The sequence below is a fragment of the Corynebacterium sp. S7 genome (assembly GCF_054401105.1).
Map to the genome: position 1 here is coordinate 56,492 of NZ_CM136760.1, position 24,225 is coordinate 80,716.

At 58.3% G+C, this 24,225-nt stretch carries 24 protein-coding genes and 1 tRNA gene; 12 read left to right on the plus strand and 13 right to left on the minus strand.

The annotated features are described in order from the left end of the window. Positions 1-7 precede the first annotated feature (7 nt). Positions 8-814 (minus strand): SDR family oxidoreductase, encoded by an 807-nt coding sequence (locus ACXZ66_RS00300; protein WP_458749658.1) that lies wholly within the window; start codon positions 812-814, stop codon positions 8-10. 232 nt (positions 815-1,046) lie between these two features. On the opposite strand from ACXZ66_RS00300, the gene ACXZ66_RS00305 reads away from it, so the two are divergent. Further along, positions 1,047-1,508, plus strand: coding sequence for an Hsp20/alpha crystallin family protein (locus ACXZ66_RS00305; protein ID WP_458749660.1), 462 nt, complete (start codon positions 1,047-1,049; stop codon positions 1,506-1,508). A gap of 69 nt (positions 1,509-1,577) precedes the next feature. On the opposite strand, the gene ACXZ66_RS00310 is transcribed toward ACXZ66_RS00305, so the two are convergent. Together ACXZ66_RS00310 and ACXZ66_RS00315 are read right to left on the minus strand one after the other, a co-directional pair. Further along, complete coding sequence (locus ACXZ66_RS00310) at positions 1,578-1,826, minus strand: hypothetical protein (protein ID WP_458749661.1); 249 nt, start codon at positions 1,824-1,826, stop codon at positions 1,578-1,580. 29 nt (positions 1,827-1,855) lie between these two features. Next, positions 1,856-2,161, minus strand: a complete 306-nt coding sequence (locus ACXZ66_RS00315; protein ID WP_458749662.1) for an ArsR/SmtB family transcription factor — start codon at positions 2,159-2,161, stop codon at positions 1,856-1,858. A 130-nt stretch (positions 2,162-2,291) separates the two neighbouring features. Between ACXZ66_RS00315 and ACXZ66_RS00320 the strand changes: the two genes are divergently transcribed. From ACXZ66_RS00320 to ACXZ66_RS00330, 3 genes are read left to right on the plus strand one after another with little or no spacing between them, the layout of a single operon-like run. Further along, positions 2,292-3,302 carry a FecCD family ABC transporter permease gene (locus ACXZ66_RS00320; protein ID WP_458751407.1) on the plus strand — a complete coding sequence of 337 codons (1,011 nt, stop codon included), beginning with the start codon at positions 2,292-2,294 and terminating at the stop codon, positions 3,300-3,302. Continuing rightward, positions 3,299-4,015 (plus strand): ABC transporter ATP-binding protein, encoded by a 717-nt coding sequence (locus tag ACXZ66_RS00325; RefSeq protein ID WP_458749663.1) that lies wholly within the window; start codon positions 3,299-3,301, stop codon positions 4,013-4,015. The genes ACXZ66_RS00320 and ACXZ66_RS00325 overlap by 4 nt, the downstream gene beginning before the upstream one ends. Beyond that, positions 4,012-4,950, plus strand: coding sequence for an ABC transporter substrate-binding protein (locus ACXZ66_RS00330; protein WP_458749665.1), 939 nt, complete (start codon positions 4,012-4,014; stop codon positions 4,948-4,950). Before ACXZ66_RS00325 ends, ACXZ66_RS00330 begins: the two co-directional genes overlap by 4 nt. Here the strand turns inward: ACXZ66_RS00330 and ACXZ66_RS00335 are convergent. Both ACXZ66_RS00335 and ACXZ66_RS00340 read right to left on the minus strand, forming a co-directional pair. Continuing rightward, entirely contained in the window at positions 4,947-5,558 is a 612-nt protein-coding gene (locus tag ACXZ66_RS00335; protein WP_458749666.1) for a uridine kinase family protein, read from the minus strand. The two genes, ACXZ66_RS00330 and ACXZ66_RS00335, sit on opposite strands and share 4 nt — an antisense overlap. A 4-nt stretch (positions 5,559-5,562) precedes the next feature. Next, complete coding sequence (locus tag ACXZ66_RS00340) at positions 5,563-6,420, minus strand: hypothetical protein (RefSeq protein ID WP_458749667.1); 858 nt, start codon at positions 6,418-6,420, stop codon at positions 5,563-5,565. A gap of 155 nt (positions 6,421-6,575) precedes the next feature. Here ACXZ66_RS00340 and ACXZ66_RS00345 point away from each other — a divergent pair, with 155 nt between their 5' ends. From ACXZ66_RS00345 to ACXZ66_RS00375, 7 genes are all read left to right on the plus strand, one after another. Continuing rightward, positions 6,576-7,541, plus strand: coding sequence for a methylenetetrahydrofolate reductase (locus tag ACXZ66_RS00345; RefSeq protein ID WP_458749668.1), 966 nt, complete (start codon positions 6,576-6,578; stop codon positions 7,539-7,541). 91 nt (positions 7,542-7,632) lie between these two features. Next, the gene (metE, locus tag ACXZ66_RS00350) at positions 7,633-9,879 is read left to right on the plus strand and encodes a 5-methyltetrahydropteroyltriglutamate--homocysteine S-methyltransferase (protein ID WP_458749669.1); all 2,247 of its coding nucleotides are present in this window, start codon (positions 7,633-7,635) and stop codon (positions 9,877-9,879) included. A 185-nt stretch (positions 9,880-10,064) separates the two neighbouring features. Continuing rightward, the gene (locus ACXZ66_RS00355; protein ID WP_458749670.1) at positions 10,065-10,991 is read left to right on the plus strand and encodes an endonuclease domain-containing protein; all 927 of its coding nucleotides are present in this window, start codon (positions 10,065-10,067) and stop codon (positions 10,989-10,991) included. Between the two features lie 194 nt (positions 10,992-11,185). Next, positions 11,186-11,710, plus strand: coding sequence for a peptidylprolyl isomerase (locus ACXZ66_RS00360; RefSeq protein ID WP_458749671.1), 525 nt, complete (start codon positions 11,186-11,188; stop codon positions 11,708-11,710). 53 nt (positions 11,711-11,763) lie between these two features. After that, the gene (locus ACXZ66_RS00365) at positions 11,764-12,081 is read left to right on the plus strand and encodes a rhomboid family intramembrane serine protease (protein WP_458749672.1); all 318 of its coding nucleotides are present in this window, start codon (positions 11,764-11,766) and stop codon (positions 12,079-12,081) included. 105 nt (positions 12,082-12,186) lie between these two features. Beyond that, positions 12,187-13,425 (plus strand): IS256 family transposase, encoded by a 1,239-nt coding sequence (locus tag ACXZ66_RS00370; protein WP_458749673.1) that lies wholly within the window; start codon positions 12,187-12,189, stop codon positions 13,423-13,425. 155 nt (positions 13,426-13,580) lie between these two features. Continuing rightward, on the plus strand, positions 13,581-13,874 hold the full coding sequence (locus ACXZ66_RS00375; RefSeq protein WP_458749674.1) for a rhomboid family intramembrane serine protease: 294 nt from the start codon (positions 13,581-13,583) through the stop codon (positions 13,872-13,874). Between the two features lie 522 nt (positions 13,875-14,396). Here the strand turns inward: ACXZ66_RS00375 and crgA are convergent. From crgA to ACXZ66_RS00415, 8 genes are all read right to left on the minus strand, one after another. Beyond that, a complete protein-coding gene (crgA, locus tag ACXZ66_RS00380) occupies positions 14,397-14,666 on the minus strand; it encodes a cell division protein CrgA (protein WP_458749675.1) in 270 nt (89 codons plus the stop codon). A 71-nt stretch (positions 14,667-14,737) separates the two neighbouring features. Continuing rightward, positions 14,738-16,720 carry a Stk1 family PASTA domain-containing Ser/Thr kinase gene (pknB, locus tag ACXZ66_RS00385; protein ID WP_458749676.1) on the minus strand — a complete coding sequence of 661 codons (1,983 nt, stop codon included), beginning with the start codon at positions 16,718-16,720 and terminating at the stop codon, positions 14,738-14,740. Further along, complete coding sequence (locus tag ACXZ66_RS00390; protein ID WP_458749677.1) at positions 16,721-18,322, minus strand: serine/threonine-protein kinase; 1,602 nt, start codon at positions 18,320-18,322, stop codon at positions 16,721-16,723. A gap of 3 nt (positions 18,323-18,325) precedes the next feature. Continuing rightward, positions 18,326-19,765 carry a penicillin-binding transpeptidase domain-containing protein gene (locus tag ACXZ66_RS00395; protein ID WP_458749678.1) on the minus strand — a complete coding sequence of 480 codons (1,440 nt, stop codon included), beginning with the start codon at positions 19,763-19,765 and terminating at the stop codon, positions 18,326-18,328. Further along, on the minus strand, positions 19,762-21,144 hold the full coding sequence (locus tag ACXZ66_RS00400; protein WP_458749679.1) for an FtsW/RodA/SpoVE family cell cycle protein: 1,383 nt from the start codon (positions 21,142-21,144) through the stop codon (positions 19,762-19,764). Before ACXZ66_RS00400 ends, ACXZ66_RS00395 begins: the two co-directional genes overlap by 4 nt. Next, positions 21,144-22,583, minus strand: a complete 1,440-nt coding sequence (locus tag ACXZ66_RS00405; protein ID WP_458749680.1) for a PP2C family protein-serine/threonine phosphatase — start codon at positions 22,581-22,583, stop codon at positions 21,144-21,146. Before ACXZ66_RS00405 ends, ACXZ66_RS00400 begins: the two co-directional genes overlap by 1 nt. Next, positions 22,580-23,026 (minus strand): FHA domain-containing protein FhaB/FipA, encoded by a 447-nt coding sequence (locus tag ACXZ66_RS00410; protein WP_458749682.1) that lies wholly within the window; start codon positions 23,024-23,026, stop codon positions 22,580-22,582. Before ACXZ66_RS00410 ends, ACXZ66_RS00405 begins: the two co-directional genes overlap by 4 nt. A gap of 18 nt (positions 23,027-23,044) precedes the next feature. Next, positions 23,045-23,881: a DUF3662 and FHA domain-containing protein gene (locus ACXZ66_RS00415; protein WP_458749683.1), complete on the minus strand. Its 837-nt coding sequence runs from the start codon at positions 23,879-23,881 to the stop codon at positions 23,045-23,047. 206 nt (positions 23,882-24,087) lie between these two features. On the opposite strand from ACXZ66_RS00415, the gene ACXZ66_RS00420 reads away from it, so the two are divergent. Next, positions 24,088-24,171 (plus strand) — tRNA-Leu (locus ACXZ66_RS00420). The last annotated feature ends 54 nt before the right edge of the window (positions 24,172-24,225 follow it).

The following is a 24,225-nucleotide window of genomic DNA, read 5'->3' on the forward strand; positions in this document are numbered from 1 at the left end:
TCGACTCCTATTCCACGGGCTGTTCCACGCTCTCAAAGATATCGTCGCCACGGCGTAGAGCATCGTAGCCACCATCGACGAAGAATACCTGGCCGGTCATTCGCGCATTCCGTGGATCCTGCAAAAAGGCGTGCACGATGCCGATATGCTCGGGATCCGAGATGCCGTTGTATGGCGTTGGCATCGCGTCGGCTGCCTGCTTGCGCCCTTCCTCGGAGGCGAAAAGCTCCTTGGTCATTCCGGTGCGGACCTGGCCGGGTCCTACTGCATTGATACCAATGCCCTGACCTGCATATTTTTCGGTCGGTGCGACGCGGCGGACCCAGCGCGAGATAGCGCGTTTCGACGAGGAGTAGTTCGCGTAACCGGCCTGGGGGCCCTGCTTGCCCAGGTAATCGCCGCGATCAATGGCACCTTCAACATCGTTGTTCAGCAGTAACTCCACCAATCCAGGATCATTGCCTTGCAGCGTGGCCGCTGACGTGGTGACCGAGACACGTGGGTTGTCCGACTTGGCTAGGGCTGGAACGAGTTCCTCGATGAGCTGGACCGTACCGAAATAGTTAATCCGAAGTGAGAGAGAATTTCCTGCGGTCACACCGGCGTTGGCGACAAGCCCGTCGAGGGTGCCTCCAGCCTTTTCGACGATTTCATGTGCCACCCGCGAGACCTCGTATGGGTTAGCGAGATCTCCAGTGACGTCTCCTTCTGTCAAGTCAACGCGGATGACGGTGTCTCCGCGTTCTTCGAGAATCTCTGCGGTTGCTTTGCCGATACCCGAAGCTGAGCCGGTGACAGCGATGGTCCGTGCCATTTTTCTTCCTTTGGAATAAGTAAGACCTATGTGGTTGTTATAACCAGTGTGGGGTATTTACCCACTACCTTTTAAAGTCTACCGAAATTTCGCCCTAAGCGAACAACGATCATATGATTTGACTAAGAGCAAATCGGGGGTACTATAAGGGGTAGAGCGAAGAACACTCAAGTATCACCTAAGTTCAAGTAGCTCGCAGATAATAAATTTTTAAATTAAAGGAGAACACAACATGGCCGACATTTCCCGCTGGGACCCATTCGCAGAACTTAACTCTCTCCAGAGGACCCTTTTTGGAGATTCTTTTACCTCGGGTCTACGCCACAGCACTAGCCCAACCACAGACGTTTACTCGCGTGACGGCGCGATCGTAGTAGAAACGCATCTGCCAAACTTCAAGTCCGATGAAGTTGATGTAGACATTGATGGTCGTACCCTGACTATCACTGCTTCCCGCAAGAAGAGGGACGAGGATTCAGACCGTAAGTACGTAGTACGTGAATCTTCCGCAAGCTTCCAGCGTCGCGTGACACTGCCGGAGAAGACTGACACCGACAAGATTGAAGCAGATCTGAACGATGGTGTTTTGACAATCACCATTCCAACCCCAGATGCAAAGAGCTCCAAGAAGAAGATCGATATTAAGACTCCAAACGAGATTTCTTCCGAAGAAGAGATTGATCGCTCCGAGTAATCGAGTAACACAGTAGCTAAATAGTTTTGCCCCGCCCGACATCCTGGCCCACAAGGCCAGGGGTCGGGTTTAGTCTTGCTTGCGGTCGTTCTTTGGCTTCGGCGCCTTCTTTGGTGGTGGTGTTTGTTTCACAATCCCAATGCCAGCACCCACGATCAACCCCAGGATCGCACCATAAATTAAGCCCATAGCAACGCTGCCGATGAGCAAACCCACAACCACGCCGAGACCAATGCCGATAAGTAGACCATTGCGCACGGCCACGGATACGAGCTGCTGGTTCTTCCGGTGTACTTCGGGGTCGATTTCAGGCTGCATAAGTGCGAACCTACCAAAACCTAGTAGCTCTAGTAGCTGTGGCCTGCGCCGATTTCGTGCAGCAACCGGTGGACGCGATCGTCGGAAATGCCATAGCGCATCGAGCGACCGTCGCGCGCGCAACTGACAATGCCTGCGGATTCCATCGAGCGCAGCGCGGCCGAGGTAGTGGCCACGCGCAGATCAGTTGCAGAAGCGAGTTCGCTCACAGTCAGCTTGTGCTGTCCAGCAAAGTGGATGGCGCTGAGTAACTTGAGCCGAGTGGGATCGCCCATGATTTTGAAAGTGGGAGACCACGTCTCGGCAATAGCGAGGTTGCGGTCCAAATGGGTCATACGCACCATTATTCCAGAGCCACATTGGTATTGGTATTACTCTGATATTCAATTGACCGTTTGATAGTATTACCCCGTGAACAACACCCAGGACCAGCTCGGCTTCGCCGCCCAGCAGCGCCGCACGCTTATGTGGACAGTTGTCCTGGTGGGGGCCCTCTTTGTCACGTGTCTTGCGGGGCTGATGCTGGGTCCGACACAGATTCCCATCAGAGATACGCTTGTGGTTCTCGGCCGTAACATTTCCAACCGGCCGATTCCTCCGGAGCTAGCCACCGCCAACGCGATTGTTTGGGAAATCCGCGTGCCCCGGACCATCCTTGGTATCGCGGTTGGTGCGGGCCTTGCTGTTGCTGGTGCCGTGCTCCAAGCGGTGGTGCGCAACATGCTGGCCGACCCTTATATTTTGGGCATCAATTCCGGAGCCAGCACTGGCGCGGCTCTGGCAATTCTCTTCGGAGTCGGAGCGGGATTCGGTGAATTCGCGCTGCAGGGATCGGCGTTCATTGGCGCAGCATTGGCCTCGGCACTCATGTTTGCCGTGGCCCGATCCGCGGGTCGTCTCACCTCGATTCGCCTGCTCATGGCCGGTGTTGCCGTGGGTTACGCGCTCTCTGCGCTCACTTCCTTTTTGATCTTTGCCTCCGATTCCGCGGAAGGCTCGCGCTCGGTGATGTTTTGGCTGCTGGGCTCTCTAGGTCTAGCGAAGTGGAACGCGGTGCTCGTCGTAACGCTCGTAATCGTCGTGCTTGTCACCGTCATCCTCACCGCGCTCGGTCGCAACATTGATGCCCTGACCATCGGCGACGATATGGCGCTGACCCTCGGCATTAATCCGGATCGTCTGCGCGCCGTGCTGGTCATTTTGGTCAGTCTCATCGTCGGCGCGGTGGTGGCCATGGCCGGGTCGATCGGATTCATTGGCCTGGTCGTCCCGCACGCCGCGCGCCGCCTGGTTGGGGGAGCGCATCGCCATCTCCTGCCTGTGTCCGCGCTGCTCGGCGCCACGCTGCTCATCATCGCCGATATCGCCGCGCGCACGCTGCTTGCCCCCCAGGAAATTCCGATCGGTATCTTGACTTCGCTGGTCGGAGCGCCATTCCTGCTCCTGCTCGTCCGTCGAATGGGAGCACAAAAATGATTAGTGCCCGCAACCTTTCCTACCAACCGATCCTGCACAACATCGACCTTGACATCCCCGACCGGGGCATCACAGGCCTCGTGGGCCCCAATGGCTCCGGAAAAACCACCTTGCTGCGCTGTCTCTTCGGCGCGCTGAAGCCCACTTCCGGCGAAATACTTATCGACGACGTGCCCCTGCAAAAACTTCCCCCCCGTGAACTGGCGAAACGCCTCTCCGTGGTCAGCCAAGATAGCGGCGAGCCTCCCCAGATGACCGTCGCTGATGTGGTCCGCCTGGGCCGCCTCCCGCACAAGGACAACGACGAGACCACGGTCCTCAACGCCCTCGAACAAGTCGGGCTCACTGGCCTGGCCACCCGCTCGTTGCCCACGCTTTCCGGCGGCGAGCGCCAGCGCGCGATGATCGCTCGAGCGTTCGCCCAAGAGACCCCGCACATGCTTCTCGACGAGCCCACCAACCACCTCGACATCCGCTACACCCTGGACGTTTTTCACAACATTGCAGGCCATCCGGGCAGCGTGACCGTGGTTTTACACGATCTCAACGCCGCCCTTGAGTACTGCGATTACGTCTATCTGCTCAACGAAGGACGCATCGTCGCATCCGGTCCTCCCGACGAAGTACTAGTACCCGAAATCCTTGAACCCGTCTACAACGTGCGTGTCCATCGCACTGAACACCACCTGCATTTTGAAAGGCTCACTCCATGAAAAAGCTCGCACCCGTAATCGTTCTCGCACTCGGTTTGGTCGGCTGCTCTGCTACTTCCGAGGCTGCAGATTCGGCCATTTCGGTGGAGAACTGCGGGAACACGATCAGCCTTGACGCCGTACCCCAGCGCGTGGTGCTTCAGGATGCCTCCTCGGTAGAAACCCTCTCCGAGCTGGGAGTTTTAGATACCGTAGTGGCTAAGGCGGGCTTCTTCCCCGAGGTGTACTTCGACGATGCGACGAACGCTAAGCTTGCCGAAATCCCCACTCTTTCCGACCGCCTGAACACCACCGGCCACCTCGAAATTTCCAAAGAAGCCGTCATGGCGAACAATCCCGACCTGATCATCGGCTACAGCAGTTCCGTCAGCGCCGACACGGTCAGCGACGTGCCCGTAGTCAACGAGCCCGGCTTCTGCGGCGAGGTCCACGACGCATCTTGGGAGGACGTCAACGACCAGATTGACTTATACGCCACGCTTTTCGACGAGAGCTCCCGCGCCGAAACTCTCAAGCAATCCGTTGCCGAGCGGGTAGCCGCCCTGGATAAAACCGTGGGGGAGGGCAAGACTGTTGCCGTGGTCTACCCGGGCATCGAAGGGGCCACCATGTATGGCTACGGCAAGGACTCCATGTCGAACCCGATCGTAGAATCAGTTGGCCTGACCAATGTGTTCGGTGACCAGCAGGATCGCGTCTTCGAGATCAGCGCCGAGCAGCTCGTGGCCGCCAATCCTGACGTCATCCTGCTGCTGCACTCGGGTGAATCCGGTGCAGTGGACGCGGTAACTTCCTTGCCGGGCGCCGATGCAATTACGGCTGTGCGAGACAACAAGATCCTGCCTCTGGAACTGGCCTTCGCCGAGCCACCAACACCGCTGGCTGTTCAGGGTGCTAAAAAGCTGGAGGAGTTTTTGCAAACCGAAATTTCTTAGACACCCCAGAGCGTGTCGCCCTCGAGACGTTCAGCCACGATGTCGGCTAGCTCCCACGGCTTCGTGGCCTGAAAGAATGCAACTTCTTCGACCTGCCATTCTTCCCAGAATCGGATGGCTTCTGCGCGGCTACCGTTGACGCCGGTGGCTACGTCGCGCTCGATGGCGCGGTCGCGTTGTTCTTCGTAATCGCCCTGGATCCACACAGAGAGATCCGAGAACTTAAGCAGGGATTCGCGCACCGAGCCGGAGCCTTCCACGATCAAACAAGTTGTGTGAGCGGGTATGTGTACGCTGCCTTCGCGCCCTTTGGCCACCCAGCCAGGCGGGCGATAGTTGACTTCTTGGCCAGCAAGAAAAGGTTCCAGGACGTGCTGGATGAGCACATCATCCCAGTCGAACAACGAATAGTGCCAGGCGATATCGTCGGTGTGGAGGACAGTGGAATCGTCGATAAGCGATGCGATCTTGCGTGCCACCGTGGTCTTGCCCGCGCCCCCGCGACCGTCGATGAGGATGACGCGCGGGTTGCCTTCGAGCAGGTCAGGTAAAGAAATAGCCCCGAACGGACCGAGATACGGTTCGCCGGGGCCGGGGTTGAGCGACATGGGGCTACTTGGTGCCTTCCTGGCCCAAATCGGTGAAGTCGTCGCGGTAGAAAGCAGTCGGATCGGAGGCTGCGTCCTTGCCCTCTTCCTTCAGATCGTCGGCTGCGCCGCCATCGTCGGCGAGGGTTTCCAGCTGTTCCTCGAGGGAATTCAAAAGCTCATCGTCGCGCTCGGCAGGCTCTTCGCCCAGTGGGCCCGCAGACTTTTCCGCAGACTTGTCGGTGGTGGTGGAGTAGACCAACTTGGAATCCTTCTCGGTGGAGTGCTCCTCCACACGAGGAGGGGTCGTGCGCTCTTCCTTCTTCTTGTCCTCGGAGGCGCAGAAGAAGTAGTACACAGCAGCAGCGATTGCGGACAGTAGTGCCACAATGCCCAGGGTGGAAAGTGCGCGGCGGGTGTTCTTACGACGCTTCGCGCGCTTAGCTTCCTTGCCGGTGACCTTGTCGGCCACCAGAGTTGCACGTGCTTCTACCTGCTTGGATGCGTCCTGGGCACGGTCGGCGAGCAAAGCTCGGGTCTGATCGAGGCGGCGATGTGCTGCCTGGGTGAGCTTGCCGGCTTCGCGGCGGGACTCGTCGTAAAGATCTTGTCCGCGCTCGCGCAGCTCGTCCGCGTCGAAGCTATCGGCGGCTTCCTGCAACGCGTCGAAGGCCTCGCGCTGCTTCTGCTGACGGTAGTCGTTCACGGTATCCAAAACATCGCGGGCGACGGAGTAGCCCTGCCTAATGAGTGCCAGGTTCATCATGGACCTACTTTCTTTAGCTTTCTTTAGCTCAATTACTGTACGCAAATCCAAGAATACCGGTGTTTGGGAGTGCGCGAGAGGTGTTGAATCCGGCAGTGTGACATTAATTATATTCATGATGAAATGGCTAGTCAGCGACATAATTGCTGGTCACACCAATTGTTTTCGATTGAACTTGTCAAACGAACTGGGATAGATTCTCTCCAACGCAAGTGCCGAGCCCGGCCGCGACAACTACACGACGAACATCCTGACTTGAAAGGACACTTCAAGTGTCTGCCCCATTTTCGTCGTCGCGGCTGTCAGCTCGGCTTTCCGCATCGGCCCCGCTTGACTCCCTCGACGAACCCGCACCGGAGGCGCCGAAGCGCCGCCGCCTCGCCTTGAGTTTCGAGGTAATCCCGCCACGCCACGACGCGGACGAGGAGAAAATAGAGAACCTGCTTGCCACGCTCAATGCCTACAAGCTGGACTACATCTCCGTGACCAGCTCGGCACGTTCGCACTGGTTGGAAGGCACCACCAACTTCATCTCGCGCATTAGCCGTGAGACTTCGGCGCGCACCATCGCCCACTTGGCTTGCACGGCCGGTACCCGTGAGGAGCTCACCGAATGGATTCACACACTTCTCGACGCAGGCGTGCGCGGCTTCATCGCCCTGCGCGGTGACCTGCCCGAGGGCGAGACCTCCTTGCCCGCCGACCACCTCCAGCACGCGACCGACCTAGTCAAGCTCATCCGCGAGATCGAGCACGAGGAGGAGTGGCGCCTGGCAGCGGGCAACCTGGCCATCTCGGTGGCGTGTTACCCCTCGGGCCACGCCGAGTCTTCCGGTCTCGACGAAGATCTGGATGTGCTTTTGGCAAAGCAGCGCCTGGGTGCTGATTTCGCGATCACCCAGCTCTTCTTCGAGGCCGAGGACTACCTGCGCTTCGTCGAAAAGGCGCGTCTTGCTGGCGTGAGAATTCCGTTGATTCCTGGCATCATGCCTATGACCAGCCTGAAGAGGGTTGAGCGCATGGGCGTGCTGTCGGGAATCAGCGTCCCCGACCGGGTGGTCAAGCGAATGCAGGCCGCCACGGACGAGTACGAAGAGGGCATGCAGATGACCGTCGAACTGGCCCGCACCATTTTGGATGCCGGAGCTGGCGGACTACACATCTACACCCACAACAACGTCGAGGTGACTCAGGATTTTCTGAATCGCATCGGCATCCCGAACCCACTTGCTAGCTAAATAGCTGGTAAGACCTGCACGAACCGGAAGCCTCCGCAGGAATGCAGAACAAGACACTTGTTAATCGACTCCTTCACAAGGACTTCCTTCCATGACTTTTCCTCATGCAACCATCGAGGGCTACCCTCGCATCGGCCGTAACCGCGAACTCAAGCGCGCGCTCGAATCCTACTGGGCTGGCCGCATCGACCAGGAGACCTTCCTCTCCACCACCCACGCACTGCGCATTGACACCTACAACCGCCTGCGTGATCTCGGCCTGACCGAGGACTACGCCATCCCGGCCGACGTCGCCTACTACGACCAGGTCCTCGAGACCGCTCTGACCGTCGGCGTGCTTTCCGCCGCTGACCTCGACGAAGAGTTCGCACTTTGTCGCGGTACCGACGAGCGCAACCCGCTCGAGATGACCAAGTGGTTCGACACCAACTACCACTACCTCGTGCCAGAGCTCTCCGGCGACGCCTTCCACCCAGACGCATCCCGCATCGTGCGCATCGTCGAGGAAGCCAAGGCCGCTGGCCACATCGTGCGCCCATATCTGGTTGGCCCAATCACCCTACTTGCGCTGTCCAAGCCAATCGATTTTTCGCGTCTCGACGAGCTCACCGCCGCCTACGCCACCGTGTTGGCGGAACTTCACGCCGCTGGCGTCGAGTGGGTCCAGATCGCAGAGCCAATCCTCACCGCTGACATTGAGGTCGAAGACGCCGAGCTGGCGAAGTATGCTCGTGAGGCTTGGACCGAGCTGCTTTCTGCTACCGATCGTCCAAAGGTCTACCTGACCACCCCTTATGGTTCCCTGCGCGAGGGCCTTTCCGCTGTTGTTGAGGCGGGCCCTGAGGCTTTGCAGGTTGACCTGGCTCCAGCCACCCTGGCCGCAGATCCTGAGTACCCAGCACGCATCGCCGCTGCTGTTCCTGATTCCATCACCCTGGTTGCAGGCCTGATCGACGGCCGCAACATCTGGGCTGGCAACCTGCGCCAGAAGGAAGAAATCCTGGAGCAGCTGGGCACCAAGCACGTGACCACCTCCGTTTCTCTGCAGCACGTTCCACACACGCTTGACGACGAGAAGTCCCTGCCCGTCGACGTCGCCGGCTGGCTTTCCTTCGCCGACGAGAAGATCGGCGAAGTTCAGGCACTCGTCGCTGGTCGCTTCGACGCAGCAGAGGCTTTTGCTCGCTCCGACCGCGCCGTGCGCACCCGTGCCGAGTCCACCAAGCTGCACAACCCAGCAGTTGCTTCGCGTGTAGCTGCTCTGCCAGAAGGCCAGGTCAAGCGCCAGCCAGAGTTCGCAGAGCGATTTGAAGCACAGAAGGTCCTTGGCCTGCCACTGCTGCCAACCACCACGATCGGTTCCTTCCCACAGACCGCCGAGCTTCGTCGCGCCCGCACCCAGCACCGCAACGGCGAGCTTTCCGACGCTGACTACAACCAGCGTCTTCGCGAAGAGGTCAAGTCCGTCATCGAGTTGCAGGAGCGCCTCGGCCTAGACGTTCTGGTTCACGGCGAGCCAGAGCGCAACGACATGGTGCAGTACTTCGCGGAGCTCCTCGACGGCTTTGTTACCACCGACAACGGCTGGGTCCAGTCGTACGGCTCCCGTTGCACCCGTCCACCAATCGTTGTTGGCGACGTCTCCCGTCCAGCACCAATGACCGTCGAGTGGGCAAAGTACGCTCAGTCCCTGTCTGATAAGCCAGTTAAGGGTATGCTCACCGGCCCAGTCACCATCCTGGCCTGGTCGTTTACCCGCGACGATGTCACCCTGGCAGAGTCCGCAGACCAGATCGGTGTTGCACTTGCCGACGAGGTCACCGACCTAGAAGCAGCCGGCATCAAGGTCATCCAGATCGACGAGCCAGCGCTTCGCGAACTTCTCCCACTGCGTGCAGACGCTCGTCCTGAGTACCTGGATTGGGCAGTGCGCTCTTTCCGCCTCGTTTCCTTGAACGCGGCACCAGAGACCCAGATCCACACCCACCTCTGCTACTCCGAGTTCGGCCAGATCATCGACGCCGTCGCCGGCCTGGACGCAGACGTGACCTCCATCGAGGCTGCTCGTTCCCGCATGGAGCTGCTGGAAGACATCGACGACCGCTTCCATTCCGCGATCGGCCCTGGCATCTGGGACATCCACGCCCCACGCGTGCCTTCCGTTGCTGAAATGGCAGAGCTGATCCGTGCAGCTCTGAAGCACGTTCCGGTTGAGCGCCTCTGGGTCAACCCAGACTGTGGCCTGAAGACCCGTGGCTACGCAGAGGTCGAGCCGGCCCTGCGCAACATGGTTCTGGCGCGTGACGAGGTTGCGTCCGAGGTTTCGGTTAAGGCGTAGTTTCACTTTCACGCCATCGTGAACGCAAACTAACGGTTGAGGATTGCCGGAAACGGCGGTCAGAGCTTTGGGATTACCAAAAGGTTAAACCCTCTGACCGCGGGAACCGGCAATCCTCAACCGTTAATTTGTGCTAGCAGGGCGTGTGATGAAACCAAACCGGTGTTTCGCCAGTCTAAGTGAGTATGGCTGATACTAAAAGCATCGATGAGCTCGCCGCAGAGATGATCAACCTGCGCACCGTCCAAACCAGCAACGATTCAGTGTGGGATGCGATCGCGCGCGGAGATCTCGTACCTATTTCATCCCAGTGGTACCTGCCGTCCTCTTTATATAAGGACCTGGAGTGGTTCCGGATCAAACTTCTCCGCGCCATAGCGGTGGGACTTACTGCGCGTAAGGCAGTCATCGCCGGACGGTCGGCTGCGCGCCTCCAAGGGATTTGGGTTGTTTCACTTACGGAAGAAACCGTCGAACTCATCGTCCCTTCAGGTGCAGTCCCGGCCAAAAGGGACCGGGGGAATGGGATCACCTATCACTACGCCGTTTTGAAACCACACGATTTCGGTGAAGTTAAGGGGGTTCGGTACACCGTGGCCCTCCGAACGGTGATCGATATCTGCCGGTTTCACGGTGTGGTCGAGGGGATCATCGCCTGCGATTGGGCCTTGTCCAGAGGATATGAGAAGCAACAGCTTACGTACGAACTCACCCTGATGGGACGCAGGAAAGGCGTGGCGGCCGCGCGAACCAGTATTGCGGCAGCGATTTCGACGTCGGAATCTCCCTTCGAATCTCTTGCCCGCGCACTCCTCATTGAAGCAGGAGTCACTGGAATCATTCCTCAGGCGCAGGTGGACAATTTTCGCGTCGACCTATTAGTCCAGGGTTTCCTCATCATTGAAATCGACGGCGACACGAAGTACGAAGGCGATCAACGAGAAGAGGCCATTTTCCAGGAACGTAACCGTGAGAAGAATTTGCTCAACAAAGGATTCCGCGTCCTTCGGTACCGCCCGCGGGACATGCTTAAGGATCCGCAGAGACTCGTAGCCGATGTCCAAGCTGCCCTCGCTGCAGAGGCTCGGCGCCGCGGCCAAACTAACGGTTGAAGATTAACGGGAACCGATGTCAAAGCGTTTTGGTTGTGGTGCTACCAAAGCCCTGACCGCCGCAACCGGCAATCGTCAACCGTCAATTAGCGAATAGGACTGATCCACATGCCCCACCCAACCTCCATTACGCCCATAGCGAACAACCCCACGCGCAGCCGCACCCCGCGGAAAACTTCTCTAGAATATCTAGCATGACTCAGAAGACCGCTACTGCAACTTTGCACACCAACCTCGGTGACATTGTCATCGACCTGTTCGGTAACCACGCACCTCAGACTGTGGAGAACTTCGTTGGCCTGTCCAAGGGCTCCAAGGATTACTCCACCAAGAACGCTTCCGGCTCCAACGAGGGCCCTTTCTACAACGGTGCAATTTTCCACCGCATCATTCCTGGTTTCATGATCCAGGGCGGCGACCCAACCGGCACCGGCACCGGCGGCCCGGGCTACGAATTCGCTGACGAGTTCCACCCAGAGCTGTCCTTCGACCGCCCTTACCTGTTGGCAATGGCTAACGCTGGCCCAGGCACCAACGGTTCCCAGTTCTTCATCACCGTGGATGCAACCCCATGGCTGACCAACAAGCACACCATCTTTGGTGAGGTCACTGATGCAGATTCCAAGGCTGTCGTCGATAAGCTTGCTAATGTGCAGACTGGTCGCATGGACCGTCCTGTCGAGGACGTTGTCATCGAGTCCGTAGAAATCTCCGAGTAATTCGCTCACCCTAGCCCCCGCCACGCGCGGGGGCTTTTGTGTGCAATAAAGATATGAATACTGCAATTCGCAATTTCACGCGGCAAGCCCCGGCCACCACGGTGATCGCGCTGATCTGCGTGGGCGTTTTCCTGGTCACGGCGGTGCAGTCGCGCTCGCTCGGCGATTTGGTGTGGGGCTCGCAGCTGGGCATCCACATGGTGTTGTGGGGTCCGTTCGTATCGTCCGAGCCGCTGGGTGCGCTGCGTGCGATCACGTCGATGTTTTTACACCTCGATATTGGGCATCTCACCCTGAACATGCTCTTTTTGCTGCTCATCGGTCGCGAGATTGAGCGGTATTTGGGCACGGCGCTAGGTTGCGTCCGTTAGCGTGGTGTATCTGTAACTGCCGGTGACAACCCTCATGAATGCACGAGGCGACCACCGCAGTACCTTTCGAATCAACTCCTACATCTCCTCGAAAGGGACACCACGATGGCCGCTGGCCCCCATTCTATCGACCCCACCACCTATCTCGACGACCTGCTGTCTCAAGCCTCCCCGGACCTGATGAGACAGATGCTCCAGGGCTTCATCAACCAGATCCTGTCCACCCAGGCCGACCAGATCTGCGGCGCCGAATACGCCACCACATCCGAGTCCCGCACCAACGTCCGCAACGGCTACCGCCACCGCGACCTCGACACCCGGGTTGGCACCATCGACGTCGCCGTGCCCAAGCTGCGTACCGGTTCGTTCTTCCCCGACTGGCTGCTGGAACGACGCACCCGGGCCGAACGGGCCCTGACCACCGTGATCGCCACCTGCTACCTCAAAGGTGTCTCCACCCGCAGGATGAACGACCTGGTCGCCAGCTTGGGGATCAACAACCTGTCGAAATCACAGGTGTCAGAGATGGCCAAAGACCTCGACGTCATGGTCGAGGACTTCCGGACCCGGCCCCTGGATACCGGACCCTACCTGTATGTTTCATGCGACGCGCTGACGATGAAGGTCCGTGAAGGCGGCCGCGTGGTCAAAACCTCCGTCCTGCTGGCCACCGGCGTCAATGCCGAAGGCTACCGCGAGTTACTCGGTATGCAGGTCGCCACATCCGAGTCTGTGGCCTCCTGGACCGGGTTCTTCCGCGACCTCAAGGCCCGGGGCCTGGATCAGGTGTACCTGGTCACCAGCGACGCGCACCTGGGCATCCAGCACGCCATCAGCGACGTCCTGCCCAACGCGTCCTGGCAGCGGTGCCGGACGCATTTTTCGAAGAACCTCTCCGGCCTTGTGCCCAAGACGCAGTGGCCGACATTGTCGGCGATGTTCCAGACGATCTTTCAGCAACCCGACGCCCAGGCTGTGTGGGATCAGGCACGGGAGGTGGTGGGCTTCTGTGAGCAGAAGTTCCCCCATGTCGCGGACTACCTCGAGGAGTCCCTCGATGAGCTGCTGGCGTTCACGAACGCGCCGAAGGCCGTGTGGACGAAGGTGTGGTCGAACAACCCGACCGAGCGGTTGAACCGGGAGATCCGCCGGCGCACCGATGTCGTCGGGATCTTCCCCAACCGCGACGCCGTCGTCCGCCTCGTCGGTGCCGTGTTGGCGGAGCAGCACGATGATTGGATCCAGCAGAAGCGCTACATGTCGTTGACGAGCCTGGAGCAGACGAAGGCGATGATGGCCAGCTCTGTGATCGACGCCAGGGAATCCACTCAGGAGGTTGCATGAGCCCGCGCCAGCATCGAGCTCGTGCCGGTCCCTGAGGTCGTCACGCTGCTTGTTTTATCGAAAGGCAGAAACACCACTCCCGCGGACTTGACCCGGCGCTATTTACCGCCACGTATCTGGTCGGCGGTTTAGGCGGTTCGGCCGCGATCTTGTTGATGACACCGGACACGCCCACGGCCGGGGCATCGGGCGCGCTGTACGCACTGATGGCGGTGCTCATTGCAGTCGCTTCACGACGATCCGCTGACCTGCGTGCGCCCCTCGTCCTGTTGGTAATGAACGTGTTGTACACCCTGATCAGCCCTGGCGTGAGTCTGTGGGGTCACCTCGGTGGCCTGATTGCAGGTGCGCTGATGGCCTGGCCGGTGACCTCTCGCTCGAAGCTTATGCGCTGGCTATCCGTGCTGCTTGTCGGAGGTGTGAGCCTAGTGATCATCCTGCTGTACTAGCTCGCTCGCACCCCCTGATCCCACATGCGGACACTGTCTGTGTGTGGGATTTCTGCTTTCTACATGCACCCCAAGAAACATCCAAGAGCAGACTGTGAAAACTCGGGGAGTTATCCACGTGTTATCCACCGGTTTTCCCCAACTGTGAGTTATTCACAAGAGTTGTCCACATTGTGGATAAACACATTCTTGTAATTTACCGAATATTCTAGCGAACCCACATGCGCTAGCCTGCCTAAACAGTGCACTATCAGCACTTTTAGTCACCCGGTGGAAGTAGTGCACAGAGTTATCCACAGGCTGTGGAATTGGGGGATTTCGGGTCTGTCCACAATTTCTTCCACACCCTGTGGATAACTTAGCTCATTGGGTGGACAAACAGTGGGATAACACGCGGTGAACAAAGTACACAAAAGGGGCAGAAAAGGCAGACAAAAGACCCCACGCTACTCGCTAAGGAGTGGCGCGGGGCCGGGGGTCTAGCTGGGGAAACTAGGAAAACAGGAAACGGCGTTGAAGGAGTTAACGCCAACCCATCGTCATTAACAAACCGATAATCAGGCCACCGAAGCCGATCAGGTAGTTCCATGGGCCAAGATCCATCATGAATGGAATCTGGGTACCAGCGAGGTAGTTGATCAACAGCCAGGCGAGGCCGAAGATCATGAAGCCGAACATGATCACCTTGTACCACATTGGGGTACCACCGGTGTTGATCTTAACCGGGGTGCGGTTCGTGGTTGAGCTCGACTGAGTTCCAACCGTTGTCTTAGTTACTTTTGCCTTTGGCATAGTGTTTCCTCGATTCCTTCGTTTCCTTAAGCGTTTACCGCGTTCTAGTTTCCAATGTTAGCAGCCACGATCTAGAGGCCCGAGGGGAGCAGCGCCGCGGCATCGAAATGCCAGAGGCGAATGGTGATCGTGGAGCTTCGACGAATATCGGAACCAGCCTGTGGGGTGAACGAGCCGATGAGGCCCTCGTCGACAAGTGCTCCCGTGGCAATCGTTTCGCCCGTCTGAAGCTGGCCGGTCCAGCCTGCCTGCGAAAGTGCGGTGCGTGCTTGCTCTGGGGTCATGCGCCCGATATCCGGCATGGTCATGATCTGGCCGTTGGAGATCTGAATGTTCACGGTGGAACCCTCTTCGACCTCGGTGCCTTCGCCGGAAACAGAGAGGACTTCGCCTTCGGGGCGCCTGGAATCGACTGGTTCGAAGCGTGCCGATAGCCCAAGTGACTTCAGCGTGGCCTCGGCCGACGATGAGGACATGCCCACCAGCGATGGGATGCGCACCTTCGGCGTTTCAGTTGGGGAAGTGGTTGTTGGCACCGGACCCAAGGACACAACAACAGAAACGGAGGCGCCAACTGGAAGTTCCGTCCTCGCGGTCGGCGTTTGGCGCATGATCTGGCCGCGCGCCACCGAGGTGCTATTTTCCTCTTCAACGTTTTGGTCGAGTGTGAGGCCTGCATCCGAAAGCACCTGGGAGGCCTGCTGCGCCGACATGCCGGTGAGATCGGGAACCGAGACAACCTCGGTGCCTGACGACACCGTCATCGTGATCTTTGTGCCTGATTGCAGCTGCGAACCGGCGGACGGGTTCGTGCGGATAACGTGGTTTTCCTGCACATCCGAGTTGGCTTCGTGCGTGACATCTACTTCGAAACCAAGATCAATCAGCATGGTCTGGGCTTCGCTGCGCGTCATGCCCGTGACATCGGGGACAGAAATCATCGTCTCGGCGATCGGCTGTTGATCGCTGCTGCGGAAGTAATCCACGGCGAAAAAGATGCCGAAACCAAGCGCAATCAGAGCCAACAGAGCGGCGATCCACTTGAGCCAACGGTTCGTCGACCGCGAATTCTCCGCGCGATGTTGGCCATAGCGGGTCTCGCCGTTAGCAGCACCTGCATCACCAGAAACAGCAGTGACCGGAACCGCCCCTGCGATCTCGGTCGGAGCATCACTTGGGTCGGTGACATGGCTGCGCGCGGCGTTCGTCACAGCACCCCGCTCGAGGCGCAACAAATCCTCGCCCATCTCGGTGGCGGTCTGGTATCGATCCGCCGGATGCTTCGCCATCGCCGTCAAAATCACAGAATCAACGTTGACCGCTTGCTGGGGAGTCAGATCCGAAATGAAACTGCTCGGCTCCTCCGGATCGTCCTGAACATGCTGGTAAGCCACCGCAAATGGAGTCTCACCCTGGAAGGGAGGACGCCCCGTGATCGTCTCATACATCACACAGCCCAGCGCATAAATATCGCTGCGCGCATCGGCCGGCTTGCCCCGCGCCTGCTCCGGCGAGAGGTACTGCGCGGTACCAATCACCGCGGACGTTTGCGTCATCTGCGCGGTGGAATCGTCCAGCGCACGCGCGATACCGAAGTCCATGACCTTCACGTCACCGGTATTGGTAATCATAATGTTGGCCGGCTTCACATCGCGGTGAATAATCCCCGCATCATGGCTGGCTTGCAGCGCCTGGGTCACCGGGTAGAGGAACCTCGCCGCTGTTTCCGGGGTAAGCACCCCGTCCTCGCGGACGATGTCGCGCAAATTCCTGCCGTTGACACGCTCCATCACAATGAAAGGCACGTCAATTCCGTCGACGTTATAGCTGCCCGTGTCGTAGACAGCCACGATATTCGGGTGGTTCAGGCGCGCAGAGTTTTGCGCTTCACGACGAAAGCGTTCCCGGAAATTTTCGTCCCGCGCCATGTCGACTTTGAGCATTTTCACGGCGACTTCACGGCCGAGCAGAGTGTCGGTGGCTGCGTACACATCACTCATGCCACCGGTACCGATACTCTCTTTGAGCTCGTAACGGTCTCCAACCAATGTCATTTACGCACCCCCTGGAGTGTCTAGAAAGGAAGCCGCGCCACCTGCACCGCCCGTAGTGCCAGCGCCACCAGCGGTGCCAGCACCATTGCCATTAGGTGTGGCCTGTGGTGGCTGCGTTCCGGCGCCAGTTCCGTTGCCATTCGTAGTACCACTATTACCCGTGGGCGGCTGCTGCGTTTGCTGGGTTGGCTCTGGGGCCTGAGTAGGAACCTGCGTTGGAACCTGCGTCGCCGAAGTTGGCTGCGGCTGACTCGTTGGCTCCTGAGTGGGAACATAAGTCTGCTGCGTAGTCGGCTGGCGCGTCTGGGTCTGGGTAGGCACACGAGTAGTTGGCGGAGCATAGGTTGGCTGCTCAACCGACGAGGAGGTTTCGCTCGTTGGAGTTACTGTCTCCGTGACAATGACTTGAGTTGGCAACTGCTGATTATTGCGTGAAGAAAACGCATCCGAGACAAACGCCCAGACCAAACCACCGACTACTGCAATGAGCAACAGGATCAACACAACCCAAGGCCATGCCGAATTCTTCTTCTTTTGCTTGGTCGAGGCCGCTTGAGTCGCAGCCGTCTGTGTCGAGGCCACCTGCGTTGCATCAGTAGCTGCACCCGCACCGGTGACCAGTCCTTCCGGTTCCTTGCGTGCGGCCGGGTGCAACGTGGTCGGCTGAGCCACCGCAGCCAACTGACGAGTCGACGCCGTCGGCGAAGGTTCCTCAGCTTCCTGGTTCATCGCAGCGCTCGCCGGCTGTGGCGGGCGCTTGCCCTCGCGCACGGCAGCAATCGCAATGGCAAACTCGTTGCCATCGGCAAAGCGCGTTTCTGGATTCTTCCGCAGCGCAATCTCAATGAGTTCGCGCGCAGGCGCCGACACGCTCGTGGGCAGCGCAGGCGGCACGTTGTTGACGTGAGCCAGAGCCACGCTTACCGACGAATCACCCGTAAACGGACGCTCACCCGCCAACAATTCGTAGCCGACGACTCCCAAGGAGTACACATCGGAGGCAGCAGTGACTTCCTTGCCCTGCGCCTGCTCCGGCGAAACGTACTGGGCGGTGCCCACGACCATGCCCGTGCGGGTCAAAGGGACGGCTGCGGCCGCCTTCGCAATGCCGAAGTCCGTGATCTTGACCTGCCCGTTTTGGGTGATCATGATGTTGCCGGGCTTGATATCGCGGTGCACCAAGCCCATGTCGTGGATCACCTTGAGACCATGCGCGGCTTGCTCCAGCACGTCCAAAGCCAGAGGCTCGTCCATCTTGCCTTCGCGGGCAAGCAGATCAGCCAGTGATTCGCCGCGGACGTATTCCATGACAATGAAGCACACCGTGAAACCACCATCGGATTCCACTTCGCGGTAGTCGTAGGTAGCCACGACATTGTCGGATTCGATGCCCTCAGCGGCGGTCGCCTCGTTGCGAAACCTCGTCAGGAACTCTTCGTGGGAGGAAAACTCCGGTTTCAACACCTTGATCGCAACTTCGCGTTCGTGGATGTTGTCGTCGGCAAGCCACACCGTGGACATCCCGCCGTGGCCGATGATCCACTGCAACGTGTAGTCGTCGCCAATGAGCTCTTGCAGGCCCTCGAGGTTATCGGGGTGCATTACTTAAGCACCTCCAGCAGGAGCGGCGCGCAGCACAGCGCGACCGATCGGCGATGCGACCTGACCGCCGGTTGCACTCGAGCCGAGGCCACCGCCATCCTTCACAACTACTGCTACTGCAACGTCTTTGGCGGGGTCGAAGGCGACGTACCACACGTGGGGTGGAACGTTGTCGCCGTGCTCAGCGGTACCGGTCTTCGAGGCGAAGCTGTTGCCGTCGAAGCCGGAGGTGTTGCGCTCAGAGGCATACATCAGATCGGTGATTGTGCCGGCTTCTTCAGGGGTAATCGCCTGAGTGATCTCAGTCGGGCTGGTTTCGCTGCGTACCTGAAGCTGCGGGCCAAGGACACGATCGACGAGATAAGGCTCCATGCGGAGACCACCGTTGGCAACGGTCGAGGCCATCACAGCAGCCTGCAGCGCGGTCATGGTGACATCACGCTGACCAATCGAGGATTGCGCGGTAGCGGCCAAATCTGGCAGCTCGCCAAGCGAACCCGAGGCGGTAGGCACGCCAAGATCGTAGGACTCACCCACGCCGAAGGCGGTGGCCGTTTCGCGCAGCTTATCGGTGCCGATCTGGGTGGACATTTCCACGAACGCGGTGTTGCAAGAATAAGCGAAGGCCGTTTCCAGGGTCACCGAACCGCCACCACTGTTGGCACAGGTTTGACCACCATAGTTGGTCAGCTGAGTAACCGTGTCCGGCAAGGTAATTGACGAAGCACCAGTGAGCTGGGAATCCGGCGTGTAGCCACTTTCTAGGCCTGCAGCTGTGGTGATGATCTTGAAAATCGAACCCGGAGGCAACTGCTCCTGGGCCGCATGGTTCAGCAGTGGCTGGCCCGGGTCACTATTGACCTCGCTCCACGCCGCCTCCGAGGTATCAGGATTAACAATCGCATTCGGGTCGAAGGAAGGCGTCGAGGCCATGGCCAAGATCGCACCAGTCGACGGACGCATAGCGACGACGGCGCCATCGTAGCCATTATTCGAAAGCATGTCATACGCCGTGGCCTGGGTATTTGGGTCCAAGGTCAGATCGATCGAGTCGCCTTGGCGGTGCTGCCCGGTATCGAATGCACGATTATTCAGGAAGGACGTGGAATCACCGTTGAGCACATCGTTGTATCCCTGCTCGAGGCCAGCGGTGCCATAGGTCGTCGATGCATAGCCAATTACCGACGAGAAAGACACCGGCATGGTTGGGTAAGTGCGCGAGTAGAAACCACTGTCATTAGCGACGGACTGGGCAATAATCTGTCCACCAGCGTTAATCTGGCCGCGCTCGGTCTCGCGCATCATGTAGTAAGCACGATTGTTCAATGGGTTCTGAGCGTACTGCTCTTCCTTGAATCCACCCTGAATCACCGTCTGGTTGATCAAAAGGGCAAGGATCAGGATCAGTGAGAAGATCGCTCCGTTGCGGATGCTGCGATTCATCGTGCCACCTCCGCATTAGAATCTTGCGCTGCTGGGAAATAGGTAGTGCCGGGGGCCTTCTCCTGCGCTGCGTCGAGCTCTACAGGTTTGCGTGCGCTATTGGAGATGCGCAACAAGAGGGCCACCAAGATGTAGTTCGCCATTAGCGACGAGCCACCCGCGGACATAAACGGTGTGGTCAAACCAGGCATTGGGAGCAACCCGGAGACACCGCCCATGACCACGAAGATCTGGATGGCAATGGTCAGCGCCAGGCCAGCAGCCAGCAGTTTTCCGTAAGAGTCGCGCACGTTCATTGCTGCGCCGAAGCCACGCGTGATCAAGATACCGTAGAGAATCAGCACGGCACCGAGACCAAACAGGCCCAGTTCCTCACCGATAGCTGCGAGGATGAAGTCCGAGTGCGCAACAGGGACATCGCTAGGGTAACCCATGCCTAGGCCGGTGCCGGTGATCCCGCCCCATGCCTGGCCAAATAGGGACTGCGCGAGCTGATGTCCACCGCCCACATCGTGGTAGGTAGCAATCGGGTCCAAGAAGTTAGCCACACGCGACTGGATCTTGCTGGAGACCGAGTACACCGCGGTGGCGCCGATGGCGACGAGACCGAAGCCGATCACCAACCACGCCGCTCGTCCAGTAGCGAAATACACCATGCCCAGCACCGTGGCGAAGAGCAACAGCGCTGGACCGAAGTCGTTGGAGATCGCCATGATCAAAATCGCGATTGCCCACACCACAAGGATGGGGGCCAAGTCGCGCAAACGAGGAAACTCAAGGCCTAAGAACCGGTAGCCCGCCACGGTAAACAGCGCGCGCTTTTGAGCGAGCAGTTGAGCGAAGAACATGAGCAGCAAGATCTTCGAGAACTCCGAAGGCTGCACAGAAAATGAGCCAATGGTGATCCAGATTCGTGCGTCAGCGAATTCATCGCCGCCGGGCTGCGGCCACACCAGAGGAAGTGCGAGCAGCACAAGGCCTACTAATCCCAGGATGTAGGAAAAACGACTGAGCAGTTTGTGATCAGTCACGATAATCAATGTGGCAATCAGCAGGACGATGCCGACCATCGTCCACATGACTTGGCGAGATGCCAGGTTAGTTTCATTGGCAATATCGAGGCGATAGATCATCACCAGGCCCAACCCGTTGAGCGCTGCAACAACGGGCAGGATGATCTGGTCCGAGTACGGTGCCGCGAATTTAATCACGATGTGCGCCACCGCAAAGAGACCAATAAAGCCGGCGATGATCCACCCCGTCTGGCTGGTGATCGCATTGCCCTGGGAAAGCTCCAGGCTGACCAAGGCTAATGAAATCACCGCGGTGACGAGGAGCAATAATCCAATCTCAAGCTTGCGTCCAAAAATGCGTGACATCACTTCACCTCCCGGCATTCGATTTGTCGCGGTACATTGTTATTCGCTTCCTGTGGGTTATCGACCTGTGGAGTATCGACGCACACTGGTAGTGCCTCTTTCGCCAGCCTATTCAGTTGCTGGGTGACATCGTCGTAGGAACCGCTAGGAAGGTTCTGCACCGCAGTCTTTGCAGATTCTGGCAGATCGTCCGTGGAGAAAGTCTGGCAATCATTAGGTACTGCATCAATATCAACGAATTTCAGCTCTTTATTATTGTCGATGCACGTCAGCTGGATAGGATCATTCAACCGGTTACCGAAAATTGAGAAATCCACGCCGTGTTCAACGACAAATTGGTTTTCAGCATTAACGCTAACAAAGAACCGGTTTTGGATAGCTCGGTTTGCGGTTATCCCGCCACCGAGAAGCACGATCAGAACCACCAACAGCGAGATGATTACGCCCCAGCGTCCGCGACCGTTCTTCTTGCGCCTAGTGCGTGGGTTCGCTTCGTGCTTAGGTGCGCCCGCGGGGTGAACCTCCTCATCGTCGTCGCCGGCTTCGGCAGCAGCTAGCCGCGAATGACCCTCTGCGTTTTGGTTCGGAGGAATCACCTGCGGTTTGCGTTTCAAGGCGGCAGCGCGGCCTGCGGCGGTGTCTGGGTGCGTGTCGTTCTGCTCGAGTGCAAGCGTGCCTGCGAGAACAGGCTTCGTCGGCACCGGCGTATCAGAATCACCCTCGATCACGTCTGCGATCACGATGGTCACGTTGTCCGGCCCGCCGGAACGCAGCGCAAGTTCAATGAGCACCTGCACCGCTTCCTCAGGGGTGCCCTGATTCAGCGCGGCCTCAATGGTGGAGCTAGTTACGGGATCTGACAGTCCGTCAGAACACAACAGCAGGCGGTCGCCTGGCTGCGCGTCCAGGATCTGCAGGTATGGCCTGACCGGGCGACCGGTATAAGCCTTCAAAATCAGCGACTTCTGCGGGTGCGAAGACACATCATCTTGGTTCAGCTTTCCCTGCTGCACCAGCGATTGAACAAACGTGTCGTCGACAGTAATCTGTTCAATCTTTTTGTCCCGCAAACGGTAACCACGGGAGTCACCAGCGTGGATGAGCCCGAATTCGCGCCCATTAAAAAGCAGGGAAGTCAGGGTCGTGCCCATGCCGTCTTGCTCTGGGTGCTCGCGAATCGAGTCAGCAATCGCCGCATTGCCATCATCAGCAGCGGCGCCGAGCAGCGCGAGCATGTCGTTGTCACCTGGATCGCGATCAAGGTGTTCCATGTGCTCGACCATGAGCTGGGAGGCAACCTCGCCAGCTGCGTGACCACCCATTCCGTCGGCGAGCAAAAGCAAATGCGGGCCTGCGTAGGCCGAGTCTTCGTTGTTTTCGCGGACAAGCCCACGGTCGGAGCCAGCTGCGTAATTAAGCTTCAAGGGTTTTACGGTCATGGCACCAACCTCACGATCGTGCGTCCCATCTTGATATCAGTTCCCACCGACACGCGCTCGGGTTGTTCGATGCGCGAACCGGCCACAAAAGTGCCATTGCGAGAGTCCAGGTCCTCAACGAACCAGTCACTGCCGCGCCGGAAGAGGCGCGCATGGCGTGACGACGCGAAATCGTCGCCAAGCACAAAGTCATTGTCCTCGGCGCGACCGAGCGTGAATTCCTCCACGCCGGAGATATCCATATGACTGCCCTTCAGTGGGCCTTCAACGACCTCGATCGAACTGGCCTTTTCGCGCCGGATTGGATTCGATTGGGTTTTCGAGCGACGCACGCCGCTGGATTTGATGACGTCCTTGCCAAGCGCCCACACCACAACGATGATGAGTGCCCACAAGAGTGCGAGCAGGCCAAACCGAACAATAAGAAGAAGCACTGTTTCCACGATTGATAGGCCCTTTCGTTAGCGTGACTGTGGTTCAACGATGCGAACCTCAATGTTGGAGTGGCCGATCGTGATCACATCACCATCCTGCAACAGCCAGTTATCAATATGTTCTTCATTGACGGTAGTGCCATTGGTCGACTCAAGGTCGGTGAGCACCGCATCGCGGCCATCCCACGTGATCTCCGCGTGCTGGCGCGAAACGCCCGTGTCGGGGAGGCGGAAGTCCGAATCATTCGAGCGACCAAGGATGTTGGATCCCTCGTGCACCAGGTAGGTGCGGGACGATCCATCCTGAAGCAGCAAGCTCACCGTAGCCTCAGTGTCATTGACTGGGGTGATGGAATTGGGTTCGGACACTTCTTCCTCCTTGTTGTGCGGGGCCGCAGCCGCGACGGCCGAAGGAGCTGGTTGAGGCTTCTTCGGTTTCTTCGCCGCGTCGGAAACAATGGCATCGAACCCGCTAGCTACATCCGGATTCTCGTCAATATACGAAGACACCCGGAGCTGGCCAGTACGTAGCCCCGATTCTTCAGCAATTCGCACAACGGCCGGACCCACAAGAATCCAACCCTGGTTACGAATGAAACGCATCAATTGTTCAGCGAGGAACTGCGGAGTTTCGCTTTGCTTGGACAAGTTCTCCAAGTCCTTCGAGGAGACACCCACCGCATATACGTTGGGAGCCACTTCGCGATCGTTCTCGTCGACGGTGACATTGTCCTGCGCTTCCTGCTTCAGCAGTTCTTCAATCTCAGCAGGGACAACGCGCCCCCCAAAAACTGCAGCGAAGCCATTGTCTAGGCCCCGCTGTAAAGATGAATCTAACTTTGAAAGACGATCAAAAAACGCCATTTACCGCACCTCCTTCCAAGCAATGATGTTGCTATATAGTTTTGGGCAAAAGTTTTCTGGTTCAGTATAGTGCCCAAACCCGTGTGATTCCTATATTCACGCCGTGGGAGAGGCTTAGAAAAGCCTGTGCTTGGGAGGTAGAAACACGGTTTACCATGTGATTTGTTGTTTTATTCGCTAGTGCACTAAAGTTAAGCGCGTTGCCCGCCCGGGTGGCGGAATTGGCAGACGCGCTGGCTTCAGGTGCCAGTGTACGCAAGTACGTGGGGGTTCAAGTCCCCCCTCGGGCACAGTGAGCGGTTCTCGAACTGAACCGGCCGGAGGTCACAAACTCGAAAGGGTTT

Excerpts from the sequence above, each read along its gene's own strand:
- ACXZ66_RS00300 (WP_458749658.1), bottom strand. The coding sequence starts at position 814 with ATGGCACGGACCATCGCTGTCACCGGCTCAGCTTCGGGTATCGGCAAA.
- ACXZ66_RS00305 (WP_458749660.1), top strand. The coding sequence starts at position 1,047 with ATGGCCGACATTTCCCGCTGGGACCCATTCGCAGAACTTAACTCTCTC.
- ACXZ66_RS00310 (WP_458749661.1), bottom strand. The coding sequence starts at position 1,826 with ATGCAGCCTGAAATCGACCCCGAAGTACACCGGAAGAACCAGCAGCTC.
- ACXZ66_RS00315 (WP_458749662.1), bottom strand. The coding sequence starts at position 2,161 with ATGACCCATTTGGACCGCAACCTCGCTATTGCCGAGACGTGGTCTCCC.
- ACXZ66_RS00320 (WP_458751407.1), top strand. The coding sequence starts at position 2,292 with ATGTGGACAGTTGTCCTGGTGGGGGCCCTCTTTGTCACGTGTCTTGCG.
- ACXZ66_RS00325 (WP_458749663.1), top strand. The coding sequence starts at position 3,299 with ATGATTAGTGCCCGCAACCTTTCCTACCAACCGATCCTGCACAACATC.
- ACXZ66_RS00330 (WP_458749665.1), top strand. The coding sequence starts at position 4,012 with ATGAAAAAGCTCGCACCCGTAATCGTTCTCGCACTCGGTTTGGTCGGC.
- ACXZ66_RS00335 (WP_458749666.1), bottom strand. The coding sequence starts at position 5,558 with ATGTCGCTCAACCCCGGCCCCGGCGAACCGTATCTCGGTCCGTTCGGG.
- ACXZ66_RS00340 (WP_458749667.1), bottom strand. The coding sequence starts at position 6,420 with ATGAATATAATTAATGTCACACTGCCGGATTCAACACCTCTCGCGCAC.
- metE (WP_458749669.1), top strand. The coding sequence starts at position 7,633 with ATGACTTTTCCTCATGCAACCATCGAGGGCTACCCTCGCATCGGCCGT.
- ACXZ66_RS00355 (WP_458749670.1), top strand. The coding sequence starts at position 10,065 with ATGGCTGATACTAAAAGCATCGATGAGCTCGCCGCAGAGATGATCAAC.
- ACXZ66_RS00360 (WP_458749671.1), top strand. The coding sequence starts at position 11,186 with ATGACTCAGAAGACCGCTACTGCAACTTTGCACACCAACCTCGGTGAC.
- ACXZ66_RS00365 (WP_458749672.1), top strand. The coding sequence starts at position 11,764 with ATGAATACTGCAATTCGCAATTTCACGCGGCAAGCCCCGGCCACCACG.
- ACXZ66_RS00370 (WP_458749673.1), top strand. The coding sequence starts at position 12,187 with ATGGCCGCTGGCCCCCATTCTATCGACCCCACCACCTATCTCGACGAC.
- ACXZ66_RS00375 (WP_458749674.1), top strand. The coding sequence starts at position 13,581 with ATGACACCGGACACGCCCACGGCCGGGGCATCGGGCGCGCTGTACGCA.
- crgA (WP_458749675.1), bottom strand. The coding sequence starts at position 14,666 with ATGCCAAAGGCAAAAGTAACTAAGACAACGGTTGGAACTCAGTCGAGC.
- pknB (WP_458749676.1), bottom strand. The coding sequence starts at position 16,720 with ATGACATTGGTTGGAGACCGTTACGAGCTCAAAGAGAGTATCGGTACC.
- ACXZ66_RS00390 (WP_458749677.1), bottom strand. The coding sequence starts at position 18,322 with ATGCACCCCGATAACCTCGAGGGCCTGCAAGAGCTCATTGGCGACGAC.
- ACXZ66_RS00395 (WP_458749678.1), bottom strand. The coding sequence starts at position 19,765 with ATGAATCGCAGCATCCGCAACGGAGCGATCTTCTCACTGATCCTGATC.
- ACXZ66_RS00400 (WP_458749679.1), bottom strand. The coding sequence starts at position 21,144 with ATGTCACGCATTTTTGGACGCAAGCTTGAGATTGGATTATTGCTCCTC.
- ACXZ66_RS00405 (WP_458749680.1), bottom strand. The coding sequence starts at position 22,583 with ATGACCGTAAAACCCTTGAAGCTTAATTACGCAGCTGGCTCCGACCGT.
- ACXZ66_RS00415 (WP_458749683.1), bottom strand. The coding sequence starts at position 23,881 with ATGGCGTTTTTTGATCGTCTTTCAAAGTTAGATTCATCTTTACAGCGG.